The 18,734-nt window shown below is 71.5% G+C and carries 12 protein-coding genes (1 of these 12 only partly in view); 1 reads left to right on the forward strand and 11 read right to left on the reverse strand.

The annotated features are described in order from the left end of the window. A protein-coding gene (locus AB0I81_RS34560) for a type I polyketide synthase (RefSeq protein ID WP_360665432.1) crosses the window boundary here: on the reverse strand, window positions 1-5,752 show its 5' end (the start). Its footprint begins 23,273 nt before the window's first position; only the first 5,752 of its 29,025 coding nucleotides appear in the window; the start codon lies at window positions 5,750-5,752; the stop codon falls past the left edge of the window. Between the two features lie 123 nt (window positions 5,753-5,875). Between AB0I81_RS34560 and AB0I81_RS34565 the strand changes: the two genes are divergently transcribed. Then, window positions 5,876-6,538, forward strand: a complete 663-nt coding sequence (locus tag AB0I81_RS34565) for a class I SAM-dependent methyltransferase (protein WP_360665435.1) — start codon at window positions 5,876-5,878, stop codon at window positions 6,536-6,538. On the opposite strand, the gene AB0I81_RS34570 is transcribed toward AB0I81_RS34565, so the two are convergent. The 10 genes from AB0I81_RS34570 to AB0I81_RS34615 form a co-directional block, all read right to left on the reverse strand. Beyond that, window positions 6,516-7,586 carry an HAD-IIIC family phosphatase gene (locus AB0I81_RS34570; protein WP_360665437.1) on the reverse strand — a complete coding sequence of 357 codons (1,071 nt, stop codon included), beginning with the start codon at window positions 7,584-7,586 and terminating at the stop codon, window positions 6,516-6,518. The genes AB0I81_RS34565 and AB0I81_RS34570 overlap by 23 nt on opposite strands. Further along, on the reverse strand, window positions 7,583-8,707 hold the full coding sequence (locus tag AB0I81_RS34575) for an acyl-CoA dehydrogenase family protein (protein WP_360665440.1): 1,125 nt from the start codon (window positions 8,705-8,707) through the stop codon (window positions 7,583-7,585). Before AB0I81_RS34575 ends, AB0I81_RS34570 begins: the two co-directional genes overlap by 4 nt. Next, window positions 8,700-8,969, reverse strand: coding sequence for an acyl carrier protein (locus tag AB0I81_RS34580; protein ID WP_360665443.1), 270 nt, complete (start codon window positions 8,967-8,969; stop codon window positions 8,700-8,702). Before AB0I81_RS34580 ends, AB0I81_RS34575 begins: the two co-directional genes overlap by 8 nt. Beyond that, the gene (locus tag AB0I81_RS34585) at window positions 8,966-9,826 is read right to left on the reverse strand and encodes a 3-hydroxyacyl-CoA dehydrogenase family protein (protein WP_360665446.1); all 861 of its coding nucleotides are present in this window, start codon (window positions 9,824-9,826) and stop codon (window positions 8,966-8,968) included. Before AB0I81_RS34585 ends, AB0I81_RS34580 begins: the two co-directional genes overlap by 4 nt. 39 nt (window positions 9,827-9,865) lie before the next feature. Continuing rightward, on the reverse strand, window positions 9,866-10,897 hold the full coding sequence (locus AB0I81_RS34590; protein WP_360665449.1) for a GDP-mannose 4,6-dehydratase: 1,032 nt from the start codon (window positions 10,895-10,897) through the stop codon (window positions 9,866-9,868). Between the two features lie 122 nt (window positions 10,898-11,019). Further along, window positions 11,020-11,526: a cold shock domain-containing protein gene (locus AB0I81_RS34595; protein ID WP_360665452.1), complete on the reverse strand. Its 507-nt coding sequence runs from the start codon at window positions 11,524-11,526 to the stop codon at window positions 11,020-11,022. A 26-nt stretch (window positions 11,527-11,552) separates the two neighbouring features. Next, the gene (locus tag AB0I81_RS34600; protein WP_360665455.1) at window positions 11,553-11,756 is read right to left on the reverse strand and encodes a DUF5988 family protein; all 204 of its coding nucleotides are present in this window, start codon (window positions 11,754-11,756) and stop codon (window positions 11,553-11,555) included. A 23-nt stretch (window positions 11,757-11,779) separates the two neighbouring features. After that, window positions 11,780-12,472 carry a LuxR C-terminal-related transcriptional regulator gene (locus AB0I81_RS34605; RefSeq protein ID WP_360665458.1) on the reverse strand — a complete coding sequence of 231 codons (693 nt, stop codon included), beginning with the start codon at window positions 12,470-12,472 and terminating at the stop codon, window positions 11,780-11,782. Between the two features lie 318 nt (window positions 12,473-12,790). Next, complete coding sequence (locus AB0I81_RS34610) at window positions 12,791-15,673, reverse strand: LuxR family transcriptional regulator (RefSeq protein ID WP_360665461.1); 2,883 nt, start codon at window positions 15,671-15,673, stop codon at window positions 12,791-12,793. A gap of 4 nt (window positions 15,674-15,677) precedes the next feature. Beyond that, entirely contained in the window at window positions 15,678-18,671 is a 2,994-nt protein-coding gene (locus AB0I81_RS34615; RefSeq protein WP_360665464.1) for an AAA family ATPase, read from the reverse strand. Window positions 18,672-18,734 lie beyond the last annotated feature (63 nt).

An 18,734-nucleotide genomic window follows, 5' to 3' on the forward strand; every position in this document is an offset into this window, starting at 1 on the left:
GCACCGCGACCAGCGAGGAGGAGCAGGCGGTGTCGACCGTCACGGCCGGGCCCTGCAGGCCGAGCGCGTAGGACACCCGCCCGGACACGACGCTCGCGGCGGTCCCCGTTCCCCGGTAGCCCTCGAACTCGCTCGCGCCGAGCATGCCGCTGTAGTCGGTGTACATCACCCCGGCGAACACGCCCGTACTGCTGCCCCGCAGCGTGGCCGGGTCGATCCCGGCCCGCTCGATCGCCTCCCATGACGTCTCCAGGAGCAGACGCTGCTGCGGGTCCGCCGCCACGGCCTCGCGCGGGCTCATGCCGAAGAACTCCGCGTCGAACTCCGCCGCGTCGTGCAGGAAACCGCCCTGTCTGGTGTACGAGCTGCCCGCGTGGTCGGCGTCCGGGTGGTAGAGCGCGTCCAGGTCCCAGCCGCGGTTGGCGGGGAAGCCGGTGATCGCGTCGCGTCCCTCGGCCACCAGCCGCCACAGGTCCTCCGGCGAGGCGACGCCGCCCGGATAGCGGCAGCTCATCCCGACGATCACCACCGGGTCGTCGGCGACCGGCGTAACCAGGGCCGGAGCCGGCCCGTCCGCCTGCCCGCCCAGCACCTCATCCAGCAAAGACTGCGCCAGTACGGCGGGCGTGGGATGGTCGAACACCAGCGTGGCCGGCAGGCGCAGCCCTGTCGTCGCGCTCAGCCGGTTGCGCAGCTCGACCGCGGTGAGGCTGTCGAATCCCAGCTCGCGGAACTCCCGCCGGATGTCCACCAGGTCCGGCGAGGGGTGCCCCAGCACCAGCGCGACCTCCGCCCGCACGAGGTCCGCCACGGCCCGTACGCGCTCGGGGTGTTCCATTCCGGCCAGCCGGTCGATCAGTGCGCCGCCGGCGGGTGCGGACGACGCCGACCGGCGTGGTGCTCGTACCAGCTCGCGGAGCAGGTGCGGCACCTCGCCATGCGCGCGCACCGCGGCCAGGTCGATCCTGACCGGAGCCATGACGGGCCGCTCCGAGCGGACGGCCGCGCCGAACAACGCGAGGCCCTCGTCCGGCGCGAACGCGGAGATCCCGGCGCGGGCCATCCGGCGTGCGTGCGCGTCGTCCAGCGCGCCGGCCATCCCGGTCTCCTGGGCCCAGGGGCCCCACACGAGCGACAGCCCGGCCAGCCCTTCGGCGCGCCGCCGCTCGGCCAGCGCGTCGAGGAAGGCGTTGGCCGCCGCGTAGTTGCCCTGGCCGGGCGCTCCGATGGTGCCCGCCACCGACGAGAACAACACGAACGCGGCCAGGTCCCGGTCGCGGGTGAGCCGGTGCAGGTGCCAGGCCGCATCCACCTTCGGCCGCAGCACCGTGTCCAGCCGCTCGGGTGACAGGGACGGGATCGTCCCGTCGTCCAGCACGCCGGCGGTGTGGATGATCGCGGTCAGCGGGTGCTCGGGGTCCACCTGGGCCAGCAGCGCCGCCACCTGTACGGGATCGGCCACGTCACAGGCGGCGATCGTGACGTCGGCCCCCTGAGCGACCAGATCGGCCCGCAACTCCGCCGCGCCCGGCGCGTCCATGCCCCGGCGACCGGCCAGCAGCAGGTGACGCACCCCCTGCTCGGCCACCAGGTGACGGGCCGACAACGCCCCCAGGCCACCGGTGCCGCCGGTGATCAGCACCGTCCCCTCAGGATCCCACGGCCGGGCAGCACCCTCCGAGGCATCGCCGCTTAAATCACCGCCGTCCGGGTCATTGCCGCTTGAGGCACCGCTGTCCGGATCGCTGCCAACCGTGGCCCGCTTCAGGCGGGGCACCCGAACCTCGCCCTGGCGGATCGCCGCCTGCGGCTCCCCCGACGCGAGCACCCTGGCCAGCGCCCCGTCCAGCACCCCATCCGGCACCCCGTCCAGGGTCCCGGACGCCGGGACGATCGACCCCTCGTCCACATCCACCAGCACAAACCGGCCGGCGTTCTCCGACTGCGCGCTGCGTACCAAACCCCACACCGCCGCGCCCGCCAGGTCGGTCAGCGAGTCACCTTCGCGCGCCACCACCGCGCCACGGGTGAGCAGCACGAGACGGCGATCGTGGCTCCGCTCATCGGCCAGCCACCCCTGTATGAGCTCCAGAACGCGGGCACCCAGCTCGTGTGCCGCCTCCACCACCCCGAGCACCGGATCCGCGACCGCATCGGCCAGCACCACGTCAGGAACCGGACCCGCCTCCAGCGCCAGCACCGGCCACTCCAGGGCGAACATCGTGTCCCGCCCCGGCCCGCCGGGAAGATCACCGGCCGAGAACGGCCGCAGCCGCAACGACCGCGCCGACAACACCGCCTCCCCGGCGGCATCGACCGCGGTCACGGAGAGCGAGTCGTCGCCCGCCCCGGCCAGCCGTACCCGAAGCACCGACGCACCGGCCGCGTGCAGACACACCTCGCTCCAGGAGAACGGCAGCCGACGGGCCTCCTCCTCCAGCCCTACGAGCAGCACCGCGTGCAACGCCGCGTCCAGCAGAGCCGGATGCATCCCGAACCCGGCCCCCGACGCCTGCTCCGGCAGGGCGACTTCGGCGAACACCTCGCCCTCCACGCCCCGCCAGGCCGCCCGCAACCCCCGGAAAACCGGCCCGTAATCGAACCCGCACTCGGCCAGCCGCTCGTAGGCCCCCTCGACGTCGATCGCGGACGCGTCTCGCGGCGGCCACACCGCCATATCGGCAACATCCGCGACGTTCGCGGCACGCGCCAGCACGCCTACCGCGTGCCGTACCCAGTCGGCTTCGTCGCGCCGGGTGTGCACGCTCAGCTCGCGCCGCCCCGACCCGTCGGCGGGCCCCACCCGCACCTGGACGGCCACCGCGTCCCGCTCGCCCAGCACCAGCGGCGCGGTCAGGGTCAGCTCCCGTACCAGCTCGCAGCCGACCTCGTCACCCGCCCGCAGGGCCAGTTCGAGGAACCCGGTGCCGGGGAACACCACAGTGCCGCCGACCAGGTGATCGGCCAACCACGGATGCGACGCGAGCGACAACCTTCCGGTGAGCAGCGCCTCATCGGAGTCCGCCAACCCTACAGAGGCCCCGAGCAGGGGATGCCGGGCCACCGTCAGACCCAGCCCCCGGGCGTCTCCCGCATAGGTGGGGGCAGGCCAGTACCGCTGACGCTGGAAGGCATACGTGGGCAACTCCACCCGGCGGCCACCCGGAATCACCGCGGGCCAGTCCACCGCCACTCCGCGCACGTGCAACTCGGCCAGCGCGGACATGACCGCCGACTCCTCGTCGCGGTCCTTCCGCAGCGCCGGCACCACATCCACGGTGTCGGCGGCCATGGCGGACAACACCCCATCGGGACCCAACTCCAGGTACGCCCGCACGCCCTGCCCGTGCAACACCCGGACGGCATGGGCGAACCGGACCGTGCCCCGCACCTGGTCCACCCAGTAGTCCGGCGAGTCCAGCGTGGCCGTTTCCCCGGTCAGGGTGGACACGATCGGGATGCGCGGCGCGTTGTAGGTGAGCCCGTTCACCACGGCCCGGAAGTCCGCCAGCATCGGGTCCATCAACGGCGAATGGAACGCATGCGACACCCGCAACCGCCGCGACTTCACCCCCAACGCCTCGACCACTTCAAGAACGGCCTGCTCAACCCCGGAGATCACGGTGGAATCCGGGCCGTTCACCGCCGCGATGGACACCTCACCCTCACGCCCGGCCAGCAGCCCGGCGACGTCCTCCTCCGACGCCTGGAGCGCCACCATCGCCCCGCCCACCGGCAGCGCCTGCATCAACCGCGCCCGAGCGGCCACCAACGCACACGCGTCGGCCAGCGACAACACCCCTGCCACATGCGCCGCCGCAATCTCCCCGACCGAATGCCCCGCGAGCACATCCGGACGCACACCCCAAGACTCCACCAACCGGAACAGCGCCGTCTCCAACGCGAACAACGCCGGCTGCGCCCACCCCGTCTGATCCAACGCCTCCGAATCGGCGAACAACACCTCCCGCAACGAACCACCCAGCTCGGCGACCACCTTATCCAGAGCCGCCGCGAACACCGGGAACCGGTCATACAACTCCCGCCCCATCCCCGCCCGCTGACTCCCCTGACCGGCGAACAACATCGCGAGCTTGGCCTGCCTGCCCTGGCCCTTGACCACTCCGGCGGCGGCTCCCCCGTCCGCCAGCGCCGCCAGCCCCGCACGCAACCCGGCCCGGTCGTCGGCCACGACGGCGGCCCGATGCTCGAAGGACGATCGTGTCGTCGCCAGCGAAAAGGCCACGTCGGCCAGGGACGTCCCGGGGCTCTCGTCCAGGTGGGCCAGCAGCCGCGCCGCCTGGGCGGACAGCGCTTCCGGCGTCCGTCCCGACACCAGCACGGGCGGCACCCTCGTACCCGCCGGCCCCCGATCGGGAGCCTCGACCGGCGGGGCCTCCTCCACCACCACGTGCGCGTTGGTGCCGCTGACCCCGAACGACGACACACCCGCCCTGAGCGGCCGCCCGGTCTCCGGCCATGCGCGCTGCTCGGTCAGCAGTTCCAGCACGTCAGAGGCCCAGTCCACCCGCGAGGAGGGTACGTCCGCGTGCAACGTCCTGGGCAGCGTCCGATGCCGCATCGCCATGACCATCTTGATGATCCCGGCCACCCCGGCGGCCGCCTGCGTGTGACCGATGTTCGACTTGATCGACCCCAGCAGCAACGGCCGGTCCCGCTCCTCGCCGAACGTGTGGATCAGCGCCTCGGCCTCGATCGGGTCGCCCAGCGTCGTGCCCGTGCCGTGCGCCTCGACCACGTCGATGTCCGCCGCCGTCAGCCGCGCGTTGGCCAGGGCGTCGCGGATCACCCGCTGCTGCGACGGCCCGTTCGGCGCGGTCAGCCCGTTGGACGCGCCGTCCTGGTTCACGGCCGTGCCGCGCACCACGGCGAGCACCTCGTGCCCGTTGCGTTGCGCGTCCGACAGGCGTTCCAGCACCAGCACGCCGATGCCTTCGGACCAGCCCGTGCCGTCGGCGTCCTCGGCGAACGCCTTGCACCGCCCGTCGGGCGACAGGCCGCCCTGGCGGTTGAACTCGATGAAGGTACTGGGGCTCGTCATGACGGTCACCCCGCCGGCGAGCGCCAGCGTGCACTCGCCGGTCCGCAGCGACTGTACGGCCCAGTGCAGCGCGACCAGGGACGAGGAGCAGGCCGTGTCCACCGTCACGGCGGGGCCGACCAGGCCGAGGGTGTAGGAGACGCGGCCGGACAACACGCTGTTGGCCGTGCCGGTGAGCCCGAAGGCGTCGATGTCGCGCGGCAGGCTCTCCCGGTAGTCGGGCGACATCGCGCCGACGAACATGCCGGTCAGGCTTCCGCGCAGGGTGGCCGGGTCGATTCCGGCGCGTTCGACGGCCTCCCATGACGTTTCGAGCAACAACCGCTGCTGCGGGTCCATGCCCAGCGCCTCGCGCGGCGAGATGCCGAAGAAGCCCGCGTCGAAGTCGGCCGCCTCGGTGAGGAAACCGCCGGTCAGCGACCGTGGCACGGCGGCGCCGTACTGGTCGCGGAGCCTGTCGAGGTCCCAGCCGCGGTCGGCGGGCGGCTCGGACATCGGATCGCCGCCCTCGGCGAGCAGGCGCCACAACTCCTCGGGCGAGAACGCGCCCCCGGGGTAGCGGCAGCTCATGCCGACGATCGCGATCGGCTGCAGGTTCTGTTCTTCGAGGTCGTGGACGCGTTGGCGGGTACACCGGAGGTCCGCCGTAGCCCGCTTGAGGTACTCGCGGAGTTTCGCCTCGTTGTCCATCTGAGCTCAACCCTTTCCACGACCGGTGGCCAGTCTCGGTCCGGGGACGCCCGAAAATCCTTAGTACCGGCCGCCCCGCCACATCTGGGGAAAAGACCAGCGCGCGGACCGTACGCTCGCGCAATGGCCGGTCAACTCCAGATCACCGAAGAACTGTCCGACTACGTACGCACGGTGTCGCTGCGGGAGGATGAGATCCTGCGCTCCCTGCGCGAGCAGACCGCGGCGCTGCCCATGGGCACGGCGATGCAGGTCATGGCCGAGGAGGGGCAGTTGCTCGCGCTGCTGGCGCGGCTCATCGGCGCGCGCACCATCGTGGAGGTGGGCACCTTCACCGGGTACGGCACGCTCTGCCTGGCCCGCGCGGTCGCTCCCGGCGGCCGGGTCATCACCTGCGACATCGCCGAGCGGTGGCCGCTCATCGGGGTGCCCTTCTGGCGCGAGGCCGGCGTGCTCGACCGGATCGACTCGCGGATCGGCGACGCCGCGGACGTGCTCGCCACCCTGCTGCTGGAGGAGGGGCCGGGCTCGGCCGACTTCGTGTTCATCGACGCCGACAAGCCCGGCTACCCGAAGTACTACGAGGCCGCTCTCACGCTGCTGCGGGAGAACGGGCTGATCGTGGTGGACAACACCCTGTTCCTCGGCAGGGTCGCCGACCCGGCGGCCGGGGACGCCGACACCGAGGCGATCCGCGCGTTCAACGCCATGCTCGGCGAGGACCGCCGCGTGGAGGTCTCGCTGCTGCCGGTGGCCGACGGCATCACCCTGGTACGCAAGCTTTGAGTTCCGGTGCGATGAGGCTCATCGTGGCGGGCGGGGGCTGCGGCGCCGGGACGAGGTGCAGCCGTTGCAGGCCGTCGAGGTCGGCGGCCGGCAGGGTCGCGACGCACGGGCAGCTCTCACCGGTGAACCCGCCGAACCGGTAGGCGATCTCCATCATCCGGTTGCGCTCTGTCGGGCGGAAGTCGGCCACCAGGTGCGCTCCGGCGCGTGCGGCCTGGTCGGTCAGCCAGCGCAGGATCACCGAGCCCGCGCCGAAGGACACGACCCGGCAGGAGGTGGCGAGCAGCTTCAGGTGCCACGCTTCGTCACCGGCCGCCAGCAGCACGACCCCGACCGCGCCGTGCGGCCCGAACCGGTCGCTGAGCGAGGTGACCAGGACCCGGTGATCGGGGTCGTCGAGCAGCCCGGCCAGGGTGTCGCGCGAGTAGTGCACGCCGGTCGCGTTCATCTGGCTGGTGCGCAGGGTGAGCTCCTCGACGCGGTCGAGGTGGCCCACGGTGGCGTGCTCGATGCGCATCTCCAGGTCGAGGGATCGTACGAACTCCTCGTCGGGGCCGGTGAAGTCGGACTTCGCGCCCTCCCGCCGGAAACCGGCCTGGTACATCTCCCTGCGGCGACGGGCGTCCTCGGTCACCACCGCCGGGCTGAACTCCGGCAGCGCGGCCAGGCCGGCGACCTGGGCGGCGGTGTAGCACCGCACGTCGGGGAGGTGGAAGGACACCTCGGCGCGCTCGGCGTCCTGGTCGTCCACGAACGCCATCGCGCCGTGGGCGAACCGCAACTCCCCGGCGATGCTCCTGATCGCCTCGGACTTGGGCCCCCAGCTGATGTGCGGCAACACGAAGTACTCGGCGACGCCCAGTTCCTCCAGCTTCGCCCAGGCGTGGTCGTGGTCGTTCTTGCTGGCGACGGACTGCAGGATGCCGCGGGAGTCCAGGAGCCGGATGAGCTCGCGTACGGCGGGGTCGAGGTGCACCTCGCCGTCCTCCAGTAACGTCCCCCGCCACAGTGTGTTGTCCAGGTCCCAAACCAGGCACTTCACGGTCATGCCGGCTCCCGTCGGCTTGCCTGCGCGGCGGCGTGCCGGGCGAGGATGATCTGGCAGATCTCGGTGCTGCCCTCGATGAGTTCCATGAGCTTGGCGTCGCGGTAGGCCCGCGCCACGACGTGGCCGTCCTGCGCCCCCGCCGACGCCAGGACCTGTACGGCCGCCGCCGCGCCGCGTGCGGCCTCGGTCGAGCTGACGTACTTGGCCAGGACCGTGGCGATCACCATCTCCGGCGACCTGTCGTCCCAGCAGCGGCTGGCGTGCTCGCAGACCCGCGTCGCCACCTGCTCCGCCGCCAGCAACTCGGCCAGGTGCCTGCCCACGAGCTGGTGTTCGGCCAGCGGCAGGCCGAACTGCCGCCGCCCGGACGCGTGCGCGCCCGCCGCCGACAGGCACGCGCGCAGGATCCCGACGCAACCCCAGGCGACCGACATCCTGCCGTACGCCAGGGCCGTGGTGACCAGTAGCGGGAGCGGTTGCCCGCCTCCGCCGAGCACGGCGCCGAGCGGCAGCCGTACGGAGTCGAGGGTGACGTCGGCGTGCCCGGCGGCCCGGCAGCCGCTCGGCGCGGGCACCGGCCGGATGGTGACGCCCGGCGTGTCGGCGGGCACGACGACGGCGCCGCCTCCGTCGCCGTACCGTCCGAAGACGACGATCAGGTCGGCGTAGCGGGCCGCCGTGGTCCACGTCTTGCCGCCGTCGATGACCACGGCGTCGCCGTCGCGGCGGATCTCGGTCGTCATCGCGGTCACGTCGCTGCCGGCGCCGGGCTCGCTGAAGGCGACCGCGGTCAGCTCGCCGCCGGTCAGCCTGGGTAGGAACTCGCGCCGCTGGCGGGCGTCGCCGAGCCGCTGCACCGTCCACGCCGCCATCCCCTGCGAGGTCATGACGCTGCGCAGGGAACTGCAGAGGCTGCCCACGTGGGCGGTGAAGGCGCCGTTGTCCGCGCTGCGCGCGCCGATGCCGCCGTGTTCGACCGGCACCTCGGCGCACAGCAGGCCCTGTTTGCCCAGGGTACGGAGGGTCTCCACCGGCAGGAGGCCGGCCAGGTCCCACTCCGCGGCCTGGTCGCCGACCACGTCGGTGAGCTGTTCCGTGGCCTCCGCGAGCCAGTCAGGCATGGCCGGCCACCGGCTCCTCGCGCAGCCGGTCCACGAGGGAGGTCATCCGCTCGACCGTGCGGAAGTTGTCCAGCCGCAGGTCCTCCCCCAGGATGGCGATGCCGAACGCCTGCTCCAGGTGGACGATCAGCTCCATGGCGAACATGGAGTTGACGAGCCCGGAGTCGAACAGATCCTTGTCGACGGCGACGTCGGCCTTGGTCCGCTCCTCGACGAATTCGAGGATCCGCCGCTGGACCGTCTCTTCCGCTCCGATGTTCACGTCAGCACCTTCTCGTACTCGTAGAAACCCTTACCGGACTTGAGCCCGAGGTGCCCCGCGGCCACCTTCTCGCGCAGCAGTTCACAGGGCTGGAAACGCTCTTCGCCGGTACGCTCCGCCAGCGTCGACAGCGCGTCGACCAGGTTGTCCAGGCCGATCATGTCGGCCGTGCGCAGCGGTCCCGTGGCGTGCCCGAGGCAGCCCCGCATGAGGTCGTCGACCGACTCGGCGCCGGCCACACCGGCCGCGACGAGCCGCGCCGCCTCGTTGATCATGGGGTGGAGCAGCCTGCTCGTGACGAACCCCGGAGCGTCCCGGACGACGATCCCGCGACGGCCCATCCGCGCCAGCAGCTCGGTGATCGCGGTCATGGTCGCGTCGCTCGTCCTCGCGCTCCTGATCACCTCCACCATCGTGATCAGGTAGGCGGGGTTCATGAAATGGATGCCGACCAGTTCGTCCGGGCGGGCGACCAGCCTGCCCAGCTCCCCGATCGGGATGCCCGAGGTGTTGGAGACGAGCGGGGTGCCCGCCGCGACCAGGCTCGACGCCTCGCCCAGCACCTTGGCCTTGATCTCGGCGTCCTCGGTGACCGCCTCGACGACCGCGGTGGCGCCGGCGACCGCCGCGAGCTCCACGGTCGTCGTCAGACCGGCCGCGACCTCCGCGGGCGCCGCACCCATCAGCCGGGCGTGCCGGAGCTGGGCCTCGACCCGGCGCCGGGCGCCGGCGAGCCTGTCCTCCGACACGTCCACGAGCACCACCGGTATCCCGTGGCCGATCGCCAGCACGGCGATCGCCGTGCCCATCACCCCCGCGCCCACCACTCCCAGCGCGGGTTCTGCCGCTTCACTCATCCCTGGCCCCTCTTGCCTCTTGTACGAGCGCCCGCCGGCTCACCAGCTCGACGTGATGAAGAGGTCCCCCAGCTCCCGCTCGCGCGAGACGTTCTGCAGGTCGGACTCCACCATCATGTGAATGAGCTGCTCGAAGGTGACGGTCGGCTCCCAGCCGAGTTCCGCCCTGGCGCGGCTGGGGTCGGCGCACAACGTCTCCACTTCTGCGGGACGTACGAGTCCCGGGTCGATGACGACGTGGTCGCGCCAGTTCAGGTCGACGTGCTCGAAGGCCATCCGCACGGCGTCGTACACCGAGTGCGTACGGCCGGTGCCCACGACGTAGTCGGCGGGCTCGTCCTGCTGCAACATGAGGTGCATCGCGCGGACGTAGTCACCGGCGAACCCCCAGTCGCGCACCGCGTCGAGGTTGCCGAGATACAGCTTGTCCTGCAGGCCGAGCTTGATCTGGGCGACGGCGAGCGAGATCTTCCGCGTGACGAACTCCGCGCCCCTGCGCGGCGACTCGTGGTTGAACAGGATGCCGGAGACGCCGTACATGTTGAACGACTCGCGATAGTTCCTGGTGATGAAATGGCCGTAGGTCTTCGCCACCCCATAAGGGCTGCGCGGATGGAAGTTCGTCATCTCGTGCTGCGGGCTCTCCACGACCTTGCCGAACATCTCCGAGGACGACGCCTGGTAGAAGCGGATCTGACCGCTGCTGCCGTTGCGGGACTTGTCCAGGCCGCACACCATGCGGATCGCCTCCAGCGTCCGCAACACGCCCATGCCGTTGACGTCGGTGGTCAGTTCGGCCTGCTCCCACGACATCGGGACGAAGGAGATGGCCGCGAGGTTGTACACCTCGTCGGGCTGCACCTTGTCCACCGCCGCGACCAGGCTGCCCTGGTCCAGCAGATCGCCGTTGACGAACGACAGGTCACTGACGAGGCGGCTGATCCGGGACTTGCGGGGATTGGCCTGGCCTCTGATCAGGCCCCAGACCTGATATCCCAGGGACAACAGATGCCCGGCCAGATATGAGCCGTCTTGCCCGGTGATACCGGTGATCAGCGCGCGCCTGGACATGCACTTTCCTTTCAGCACCGCGGACGGGTAACCCGATGGGACACCATCGCCACCGCGAACGCACCCACGGTGCGCCGGCGGCGGGAATCCAGTCGGCCCGGAGCCGGCGGGAGGCGTGAACGCTATTCATCGACCCAGCCGTGGGCCCGCGCGAAGTCGATGAGGCAGGCGCGGACGCCCAGTATCTGCTCCGCGGTCATCGTCGGCACGGCCGCGAGCACGGCTTCGGTGATTTCCTGGGTGAATTCCCGGGCCGACAGCACGTCGCAGAAACCGGCGTCGTTCGCCTGGCCGTCGGGGGCGGGGGCCTGGGCAGGCACGGGCGCGGGGGCGGCCGGTCCCGGTGACACGATCGACGCGATCGTCGCAGGTGTCGGGGTGGCCGGCAGGGAGACCGGAGGCAGAGTGATCTTCGGTGCGGCGGGCCTGTCGAGCACGCGGGCATGCGCGGCCTTCAGCCCTTTGCCGCCATTCTCCACCATGAATTCGACCCGCGTGTCGACCGAGATGAGGCGCTTGTCGCCGTCCAGGTCATTGACATGCAGGAAAACATCTTCGCCGCCCCGGTCGGGGGCGATGAAACCGAAACCGCGGTATTCGTCGAAGCTGATGATCTTACCCGTTACCACGACAACACCTCACCCATGGCCTTTTTTCACTCGGCGATTTTGGTGCATTCCGACCACTGGAAGACCGGCAGCTTCTCCCCATCGACCAGCACGAATTCGCCGTTGTGCACGAAGTGCTGGTAACCCGAGCCGAGGAGAATCTTCACCTTCTCCGGCGAGTTCCCCGACGGCTGGAAGCTGCTGTGCTTGAATTGCGGGCCACCGTCGAGCACGATTCTTGGACCGGCCACGACGACACCTCCCTTGAATGGACCTACTTCACGAACTCGGGCAGCACCCGGGGCGGCCAGGAGCCGAGCCGGAAGACACCCATGGAATACGCCTTGGAGATCAGGGCCGGGCGATTGCTGGCCTTGAGCTTTCGCAGCAGCGTCGTCACGTGGTATTCCACGCCGCCGCGGCTGAGATACAACATCGACGCGAGTTGCACGGTCGACACTCCCGCCGCCACGCCCTCAATGACGCGCGCCTCCATGCTGCTCAGCAGTTTCTTCCTGCCGACCAGCAGGTCGTCCCGCTGATCGCGGTCGGGCCGCACCAGCACCATGATGCTCTCGACGTAGCCGGCGTCGCCGTGCAGCGCGATGCCGCTGAGCTCGCCGCCGAGCACGGTGCGGTCCGGCCGCACGGCGATCACGCGCTCCTCGAAGCGGGCGCGGTGATGATCGGTCAGGCGGGTGAACTGCTGCGCCAGCTTGTCGCGGATGCTCGGGTGCAGCAGCTCGCAGAAGGCCACCCCACGGATGTCCGCCAGGGAGCGCCCGAGCTGCCGGGTAAATTCGAGATTCGCCTCGATCACTCTGGTCGCGTGGTCGAGACTCGCCACGCATATCCCCGTACGATCGAGGAAAGAACGGTACTGATCGATACCGTCATTGGCTTCTTGGCCGGCCGGAAAAAATTCCAGTTCCTCATCAATGAGGGCGTGTCCGACATCAACACTCATGTGATGACCACTCTCCTCCGGTGACGAGACGACGCCCGCGATAACTTCGGATCCACGGGCCGAATGCACCTATTAGCAGGGTATTAACCGACCCGAAACCAAGTCAACAGCTGACCCGACAGGAGTGGCGAAAGACTGTGGTTTGCAATACGGCTGGTTCGGAGCTTGCGGTGCGGTCCTTCCTGTCAAGTTCGGACCGAACTCCGAGTCGTTCATATACAGGGCAGGCCGAAAGGCACGACGCATCGAAATCCAGATCTTAATGGGCCGGCGAACGGCGACGCGAATCACCCCGGAGGGGCGGCGCCGGGAAAAATCTTATTCGCCCGTGTTCCGCGTGCCCAGCTCTTCGACGAGTGCCGCCCGGCCGCTCACCCCGAGCTTGCGATAAGTGCTCGTCAGGCTTTTTTCGACGGCGCGGCGGGTCACGCCGAGAGAATCCGCGATCTGCTGGTTCGTCCAGCCCCGCAACACGAAGGCTGCGACCGTCTCCTCGGTCCTGGTCAGCTCGCCGCGTTCCGGCGTGACCAGCCGCAGCGCCGGGCCGTTCACGCCCGCGTCCTCGCCGGCCCCGCCCCAGGAGTCCCCGGCCCAGGAGCCCTCGGCCCAGGAGACGCCGCACTCCTGGGCGACCCGCCTGCCCTCGGCGCCGAACTCCTCCACACCGAGTCCGCCACCGGGTCCGCCACCGAGTCCTCCACCGAGTCCGGCGCTTGGTCCGGTGCTGGGTCCGCCACCGAGTCTGCCGGCGAGGAACATGAGTGTCCTGGACAACTCGATGCGATCCTCCGAGCCGCGCAGCGTGTCCACGGCGCGCCGCAGGAGATCGACGCCCTCCTCGCCGGGGGTGAGCGTGCCGTGCAGCCGTAGCGCGCGGCCGTACACGGCGGGTGCGCACCATTCCCGCGCGAAGGCGAGCTCCTGGACGGCCAGCTCGGCCGCCACCTGCGTGCGCCCGAGCCGGTGGCTCACCGCGGCGGCCCACACCCGCCAGGGGTAGAGCGCGGTGTTCGTCCATCCGCAGCGCGCCAGCTGCTTGCCGCTGTCGAGGAACCTGTCCAGCGCGGCCGGCAGATCGCCGCGCACCGCGTCCAGCATCCCCCGCATCATGCGATGCGCGACGAGTACGCGCAGATCACCACTCTCCGGGCCGGTACGGATCACCCGCTCGGCCAGCTCGGCGTCCCGCGTATCGAGCGCGACCATGGCGAGGGTCCAGACGGCCATCGCCGCCGCCTCCGGCCAGGCCGGGTCGGCGTTGTCGAGCACGCTCAGCGCCAGGCTTTTGGCCTGGGCAGGCCGTCCCGACGCGCGCAGGATCGCGGCGCGCTCCGCGTTGACCAGCACGGCCACCCCGTCGAGTGCCCGCTCCGGCAGCGCGTCCAGCCACTGGGCCACCGGTGCCGTCGCGTCGGCCAGGATCAGGGCCGGGACCAGCAGCGGGAGGGCGGTGTAGGCGTGCCCGGCGTGCGGCAGCTCCCGCTCCAGGATCCGGGTGGCCAGGGCGCAGACGCCACCGGCCGTGACAGCGCCGGTGACGGCCGCCGCGTAGGTGAGCACGGTCAGCAGTTCGCGCCCCGCGCCGGTGGAGACCGGCACGTCCGCGCCGAAGCGCCGCAACCGGTCGGCCGCCTCGCCGAGTCGCGTGCCGTCCTGAAGGTTCAGGTAGCGGTCACGGGCTTCGAGCCGCAGGCCGAGATCGTCCCGGGCGCAGGCCGGATCGAGGTCGTGCAGCCGGGAGGCCGCGTCCCGGACGAGCGCGCCCAGCGACGGGTTGACCGCGGCGAGCGCGGGCGGGATCGACAGTGCCGCCGACGCGCGTTCCGTCGCCGAGGTGAGCATCGGCATGGCCTGGGCGAGGTGGGTGACCGAGGAGGCGAGGTCGAAGCTGCGCTCGGCGGCGGCCAGGTCGGCCAGGCGCCGGCCCCGGTCCTCGCTGTCGGGCGGGCTGTGCAGCAGCGCGTGCCGCAGGTAGCGGACCGCCTCCCGCGCGCTGCCGCGTTCGAGCGCGGTGCCGGCGGCCGCGCGCAGGGTGTCGAACTCCCACGGCTCGTACCCGGAGGTGACCAGCAGGAGTTGGTCGGCGACCTGCTCGGCCGGGTGTCCCGCGGCGTGCAGCAGCGCCGCCGCCCGGCGGTGCATCTGGGTACGCGTCCTGACGCTCATCGCCGATTCGATGCCGTGCCGCAGGCTCTGGTGCACGAAGCGCGGGGCGTCACCGCCGGCGAGCAGGCCGAGGCGGTCCAGGGTCTGCATCGCGGACTTGTAGTCGATGCTGTCCAGGCCGGCGAGCTCACTGATGAGCTCCGGCTCGGCCAGGTCCCCGAGCACGACCATCGCCTGCACGAGGTCCCGCACCATCGCGGGCTGGATGCTGAGGCAGAACATGCGCCGGTCGCGCAGGAAGGGCTGGCTCACGGCGTGCACGTCAGCGGCCCGCGAGGCGACCGGGGTGAAGCCGGCCGTGCGCAACTCGCGGAGCATCGCGTACAGCAGCGCGGGGTTTCCGCCGGACACCTCATGGCAGGCGCGGGCGAAGGCGGGGTCGCACGGCTGCCCGAACTCCTCGCCGACCACCTGCCGCACCGCCCCGGCGGACAGCGGCATCGGGTACAACGTGCGAGCCGCCGAGGCGGCGATCTCCCTGAGCAGCATGTGGTCGGAGGCCGCGCAATCCTCGGTGAACGCTCCGGCGATCAGTACCCGCGCGTTGCCCAGCCGCTTGGCGAGGTAGGCCAGCCAGCGCAGCGACGGCGCGTCCGCCCACTGCAGGTCATCGACCATGATCAGCAGGACTTCGTCCCCGCTCAGATCGACGATGAGCGACTGCAGGGCGTGCAGGATCGCCTCCTGCCCGAGCGACCGGTAGGAGCCGGTGGACCACGACCCGCCGGAGAGCATCTCCCGTACCATGCCCGCCCCGCTGCCGAGGCAGGCCGCCCAGCGGGATTCCGGCACCCCGGCCATGAGCGGCTCGAACAGCTGCTGGGCGATGCCGAAGGCGAAGTCCTGCTCGACCACCGTGCCGCCGGCGCGCAGGACCCGCGCGTGCGGGGCGCAGGCGTCGGCGACGGAGCGCAGCAGGGCCGACTTGCCGACGCCGGGCGGGCCGATGACCGCCAGCATGGATCCGTCGCCCGCCCCGGCCGCGCCGAGCGCCTGCTTCGCGCGGGACAGCTCCTTTCCGCGTTCCAGCAGCATGGAATCAACCACCGTTCCGCGCCGCCGGAACCGCCACCGGAACCACCGCCGGGACCGCCGCCGGGACCACCGCCGGAACCGCCGCCGGGGCCGCCGCCGGGGCCGCCGATGTGACCGTGGCCAGGCGCGAGGCGAGCTCCTTGCGGCCGGTGACGGCGATCTTGCGGTAGATCCCGGTCAGCCGCAGCTCCACGGTACGCACGCTCACCGACAGGATGCCCGCGATGCAGGCGTTGGAGCGACCGGCGGCGGCCAGGGCGGCGATCCGTTCCTCCTGGGCGGTCAGCGGATGCGGCGTCCCACCCGGCATCTCTCCCGGCGTTCCTCCCGGCATCTCTCCTGACGTTCCTCCCGGTGCCTCTCCCGGCATCGTTCTCAGCATCTCTCTCGGCATCGACGACCTTTCCGGGACGGCCGCGAGGTGCCGGATCGGCTGGGTGCGCGGCGGAGGGGCTTTTCTGGTGGCCTCCTCCAGCAGGCTCAGCGCCTTGGCGTAGGAGCCGCGCGCCACCGAGTCACGCAAAATCCGCACGGCCTGTTCGAGTTCGCTGATGGCCTCGGCGCCGCTCAGCACGCGCGCCCCGCACAGATGGGCCAGCCCCAGCGTGCTGGGGGCGCCCCAGTTCCGTGCCCGCCGCACGGCCTCCGTCGCCAGCCGCCTGGCGGCCGTCCCGTCGCCGCGGGCGCTGTGCGCGGCGGCGGCGACCGATCGCCAGGACAGCACCGCGGGATTCGTCCATCCCCTGGCCAGCAGGACGCGCCCGCACTCGTCGATGTCCCGCAGCGCGGCCTGCGGATCGGCCAGCTCCAGGTGTACACCGGCCCGCGCGTACAGCAGCATCGCCCAGGCCGCGCCCTGGTTCGCCCCCGGGGGCAGCTCCTGGGCCAGCGCCCGCTCCGCCTCCTCCACGTCCTGGCCGGCCAGGGCCAGGCAGGCCCGCATCGCGACGAAGTACGGAGTCACGCGCGGATGCCAGGAGGTGAGCGGCAGCTCCGCCCGTGCCGCCTCGAAGTCGCCCATCGCCTGCCCGAGGTTGCCCCGCCGCAGTTCGCACTGGCTGCGCTGGAGCAGCGCCAGCGCGGCCGGCGCACGCGCGCCGCGGCGGCGGGCATCGGCCAGGACCTCATCCAGCCCGATCACCGCCTCGGCCACCTCATCGGCCAGGCACAACGCCCAGGCCGCGTGGATCCTGGGACTGAACGGCCGGTCCTCGGCCTTGCCCTGGAACGCCGTCCTGGCCAGCTCCCGCACCCGGGCCAGATGCCGGCCGCGCGTGGCCAGCATCCAGGCCGCGATACCCGCCGACACAGGATCCGCCGACCGCTCCGACGGATCGGGAAAGGACCGTACGGGCAGCACCGGGTCGGTCGCACACTCGTTCTCCGCCAGCCAGCCAATAGCCGCCAACGACCCAGCACCACCACACCCTGCACCTTCGCCGCTTTCCAGCCGTGCGTGGGCCGTCGCGACGGCGCGGTATGCGGCGGACGCGTCGCCCCTTGAGCTGAGCAGATCGGCCGCCTGAAGGAGCACCGGCACCTCGGACCCGCCGTTCAGCAGCACCTGCTGCAGGCGCCGGTCGCTCGTCGCCGGGCCGTCGCCCACCTCGGTCGTCGCGAGCTCGATGAGCAGGCGCTGCCGCTGCTCGCCCGCCACCGGCTCGCGCAACGCGCGAGCGAGCAACGCGGCGGCGGTCTCATGATCACCGGAGAGAACGCTCCGCCCGGCCACCCGGCGCAGCAGGCTCACCACCCACCCCGCGCCGACGGGCGGAGCGTTGAGCAGTAACCGGGCCAGCCGCTCCTCCGGGATCACCGCCCGGTACCCGAGCTCCACGGAACGCGCCGCCAGCGCCTGCCGCTCCTCGACGTCCATCCCGGCCAGCACCAGCTCGGCGACCAGGGAACCGGCAGGCCGCGGATACTCCCCGCCCGCCACCAGACCCAGCCGCAGCAGGACGGACAGCGCCTGCTCGGGAGACATCGTCCGCGGCGGCGCCAGGGACGTCAGCAGCTCGAAACCGAGGCCGCCCGCGCAGACCGCCATCACGCGGAGCAGCGCGAGGGCGTCCGCGGGCAGGCAGCGCAGCGACGTCGCCACCCGGTCGCCGCTCACCTCGGCGGCCCGCTCCAGTAAGCGCGGGACGTACCGCGCGGCAGGCGGCAGGGATTCGAGCGCGAAATGATCGAGTACGGCGTGCAGGGCCGCCGGGCTGCCCGCCGTGGCCTCGGCGGCGGCGTTCACGAACGCCTCGTCAACGGGCCCGGAGCACCGGGAGGCGATCACCTGCCGGACCCCGTGCCCGGACAGCGGCGGCACCTGGAGAACGGTTTGGGGCGCCGGTCCGGGGTCGGCGGGCGACCCGACGGTACGGCCCGCGCCGAGCGCGCCGGCCTGGATCAGGAGTATCGGAACGTGCCCCAGCCGCTGCGCCAGGGCCGCCAGCCACGCCTTCGACTCCTCATCCATCCACTGGGCGTCGTCGAGGGCGATCAGCAGGGGGTGTTTCCTGGCGAGCGCCGCGAACTCGCCGCACAACGCCGGGATCACGGTCGCGGCCGTCCGCTCCCGCAACCACGACCGCCGCGAGAAGGCCGGATGTCCGGCGCCGGCCAGCGCGGAGGTGATCTGCGAGACCACGCCGTAACGGAGGTCGGCCTCGGCGGAGGAACAGCGCGCCAGCACGGCCGGCAGCCCGGCGTCCCTGGCGCGGGCGACGGCCGCCCTGAGCAGGGCGCTCCTTCCCGTGCCCGGCTTTCCGAGCACGGTCGCCAGGCCGGCGCGTCCCGATCGCAGCTCGCTCACGTGCCCGTCCAGCAGGTGGAGCTGGGTCTCCCGCTCGGCCAGGAACTCCGGTACGGCCGGTTCGCCGCTCAGCCGGGGACGGACGGGAAAGTGCGGAAGCTCATCGTCGGCGGATGGAAGGCTCGTGCCCCGCGGCGCAGCCGGCTCGGGCGTGATCCCGGTTCCGGCCTCGTGTTCACTTCCGCTGGGCATGTCTCACCCCATTCGCTTAGTGAGCAAACTTTAGTTCTCCTCTGTTCCATTTGCAAGCATATG

Origin of the sequence: Nonomuraea sp. NPDC050404, assembly GCF_040655495.1 — a bacterium.
GTDB lineage: Bacteria > Actinomycetota > Actinomycetes > Streptosporangiales > Streptosporangiaceae > Nonomuraea.

Excerpts from the sequence above, each read along its gene's own strand:
- AB0I81_RS34565 (WP_360665435.1), top strand. The coding sequence starts at position 5,876 with ATGGCCGGTCAACTCCAGATCACCGAAGAACTGTCCGACTACGTACGC.
- AB0I81_RS34570 (WP_360665437.1), bottom strand. The coding sequence starts at position 7,586 with ATGACCGTGAAGTGCCTGGTTTGGGACCTGGACAACACACTGTGGCGG.
- AB0I81_RS34575 (WP_360665440.1), bottom strand. The coding sequence starts at position 8,707 with ATGCCTGACTGGCTCGCGGAGGCCACGGAACAGCTCACCGACGTGGTC.
- AB0I81_RS34585 (WP_360665446.1), bottom strand. The coding sequence starts at position 9,826 with ATGAGTGAAGCGGCAGAACCCGCGCTGGGAGTGGTGGGCGCGGGGGTG.
- AB0I81_RS34590 (WP_360665449.1), bottom strand. The coding sequence starts at position 10,897 with ATGTCCAGGCGCGCGCTGATCACCGGTATCACCGGGCAAGACGGCTCA.
- AB0I81_RS34605 (WP_360665458.1), bottom strand. The coding sequence starts at position 12,472 with ATGAGTGTTGATGTCGGACACGCCCTCATTGATGAGGAACTGGAATTT.
- AB0I81_RS34610 (WP_360665461.1), bottom strand. The coding sequence starts at position 15,673 with ATGCTGCTGGAACGCGGAAAGGAGCTGTCCCGCGCGAAGCAGGCGCTC.
- AB0I81_RS34615 (WP_360665464.1), bottom strand. The coding sequence starts at position 18,671 with ATGCCCAGCGGAAGTGAACACGAGGCCGGAACCGGGATCACGCCCGAG.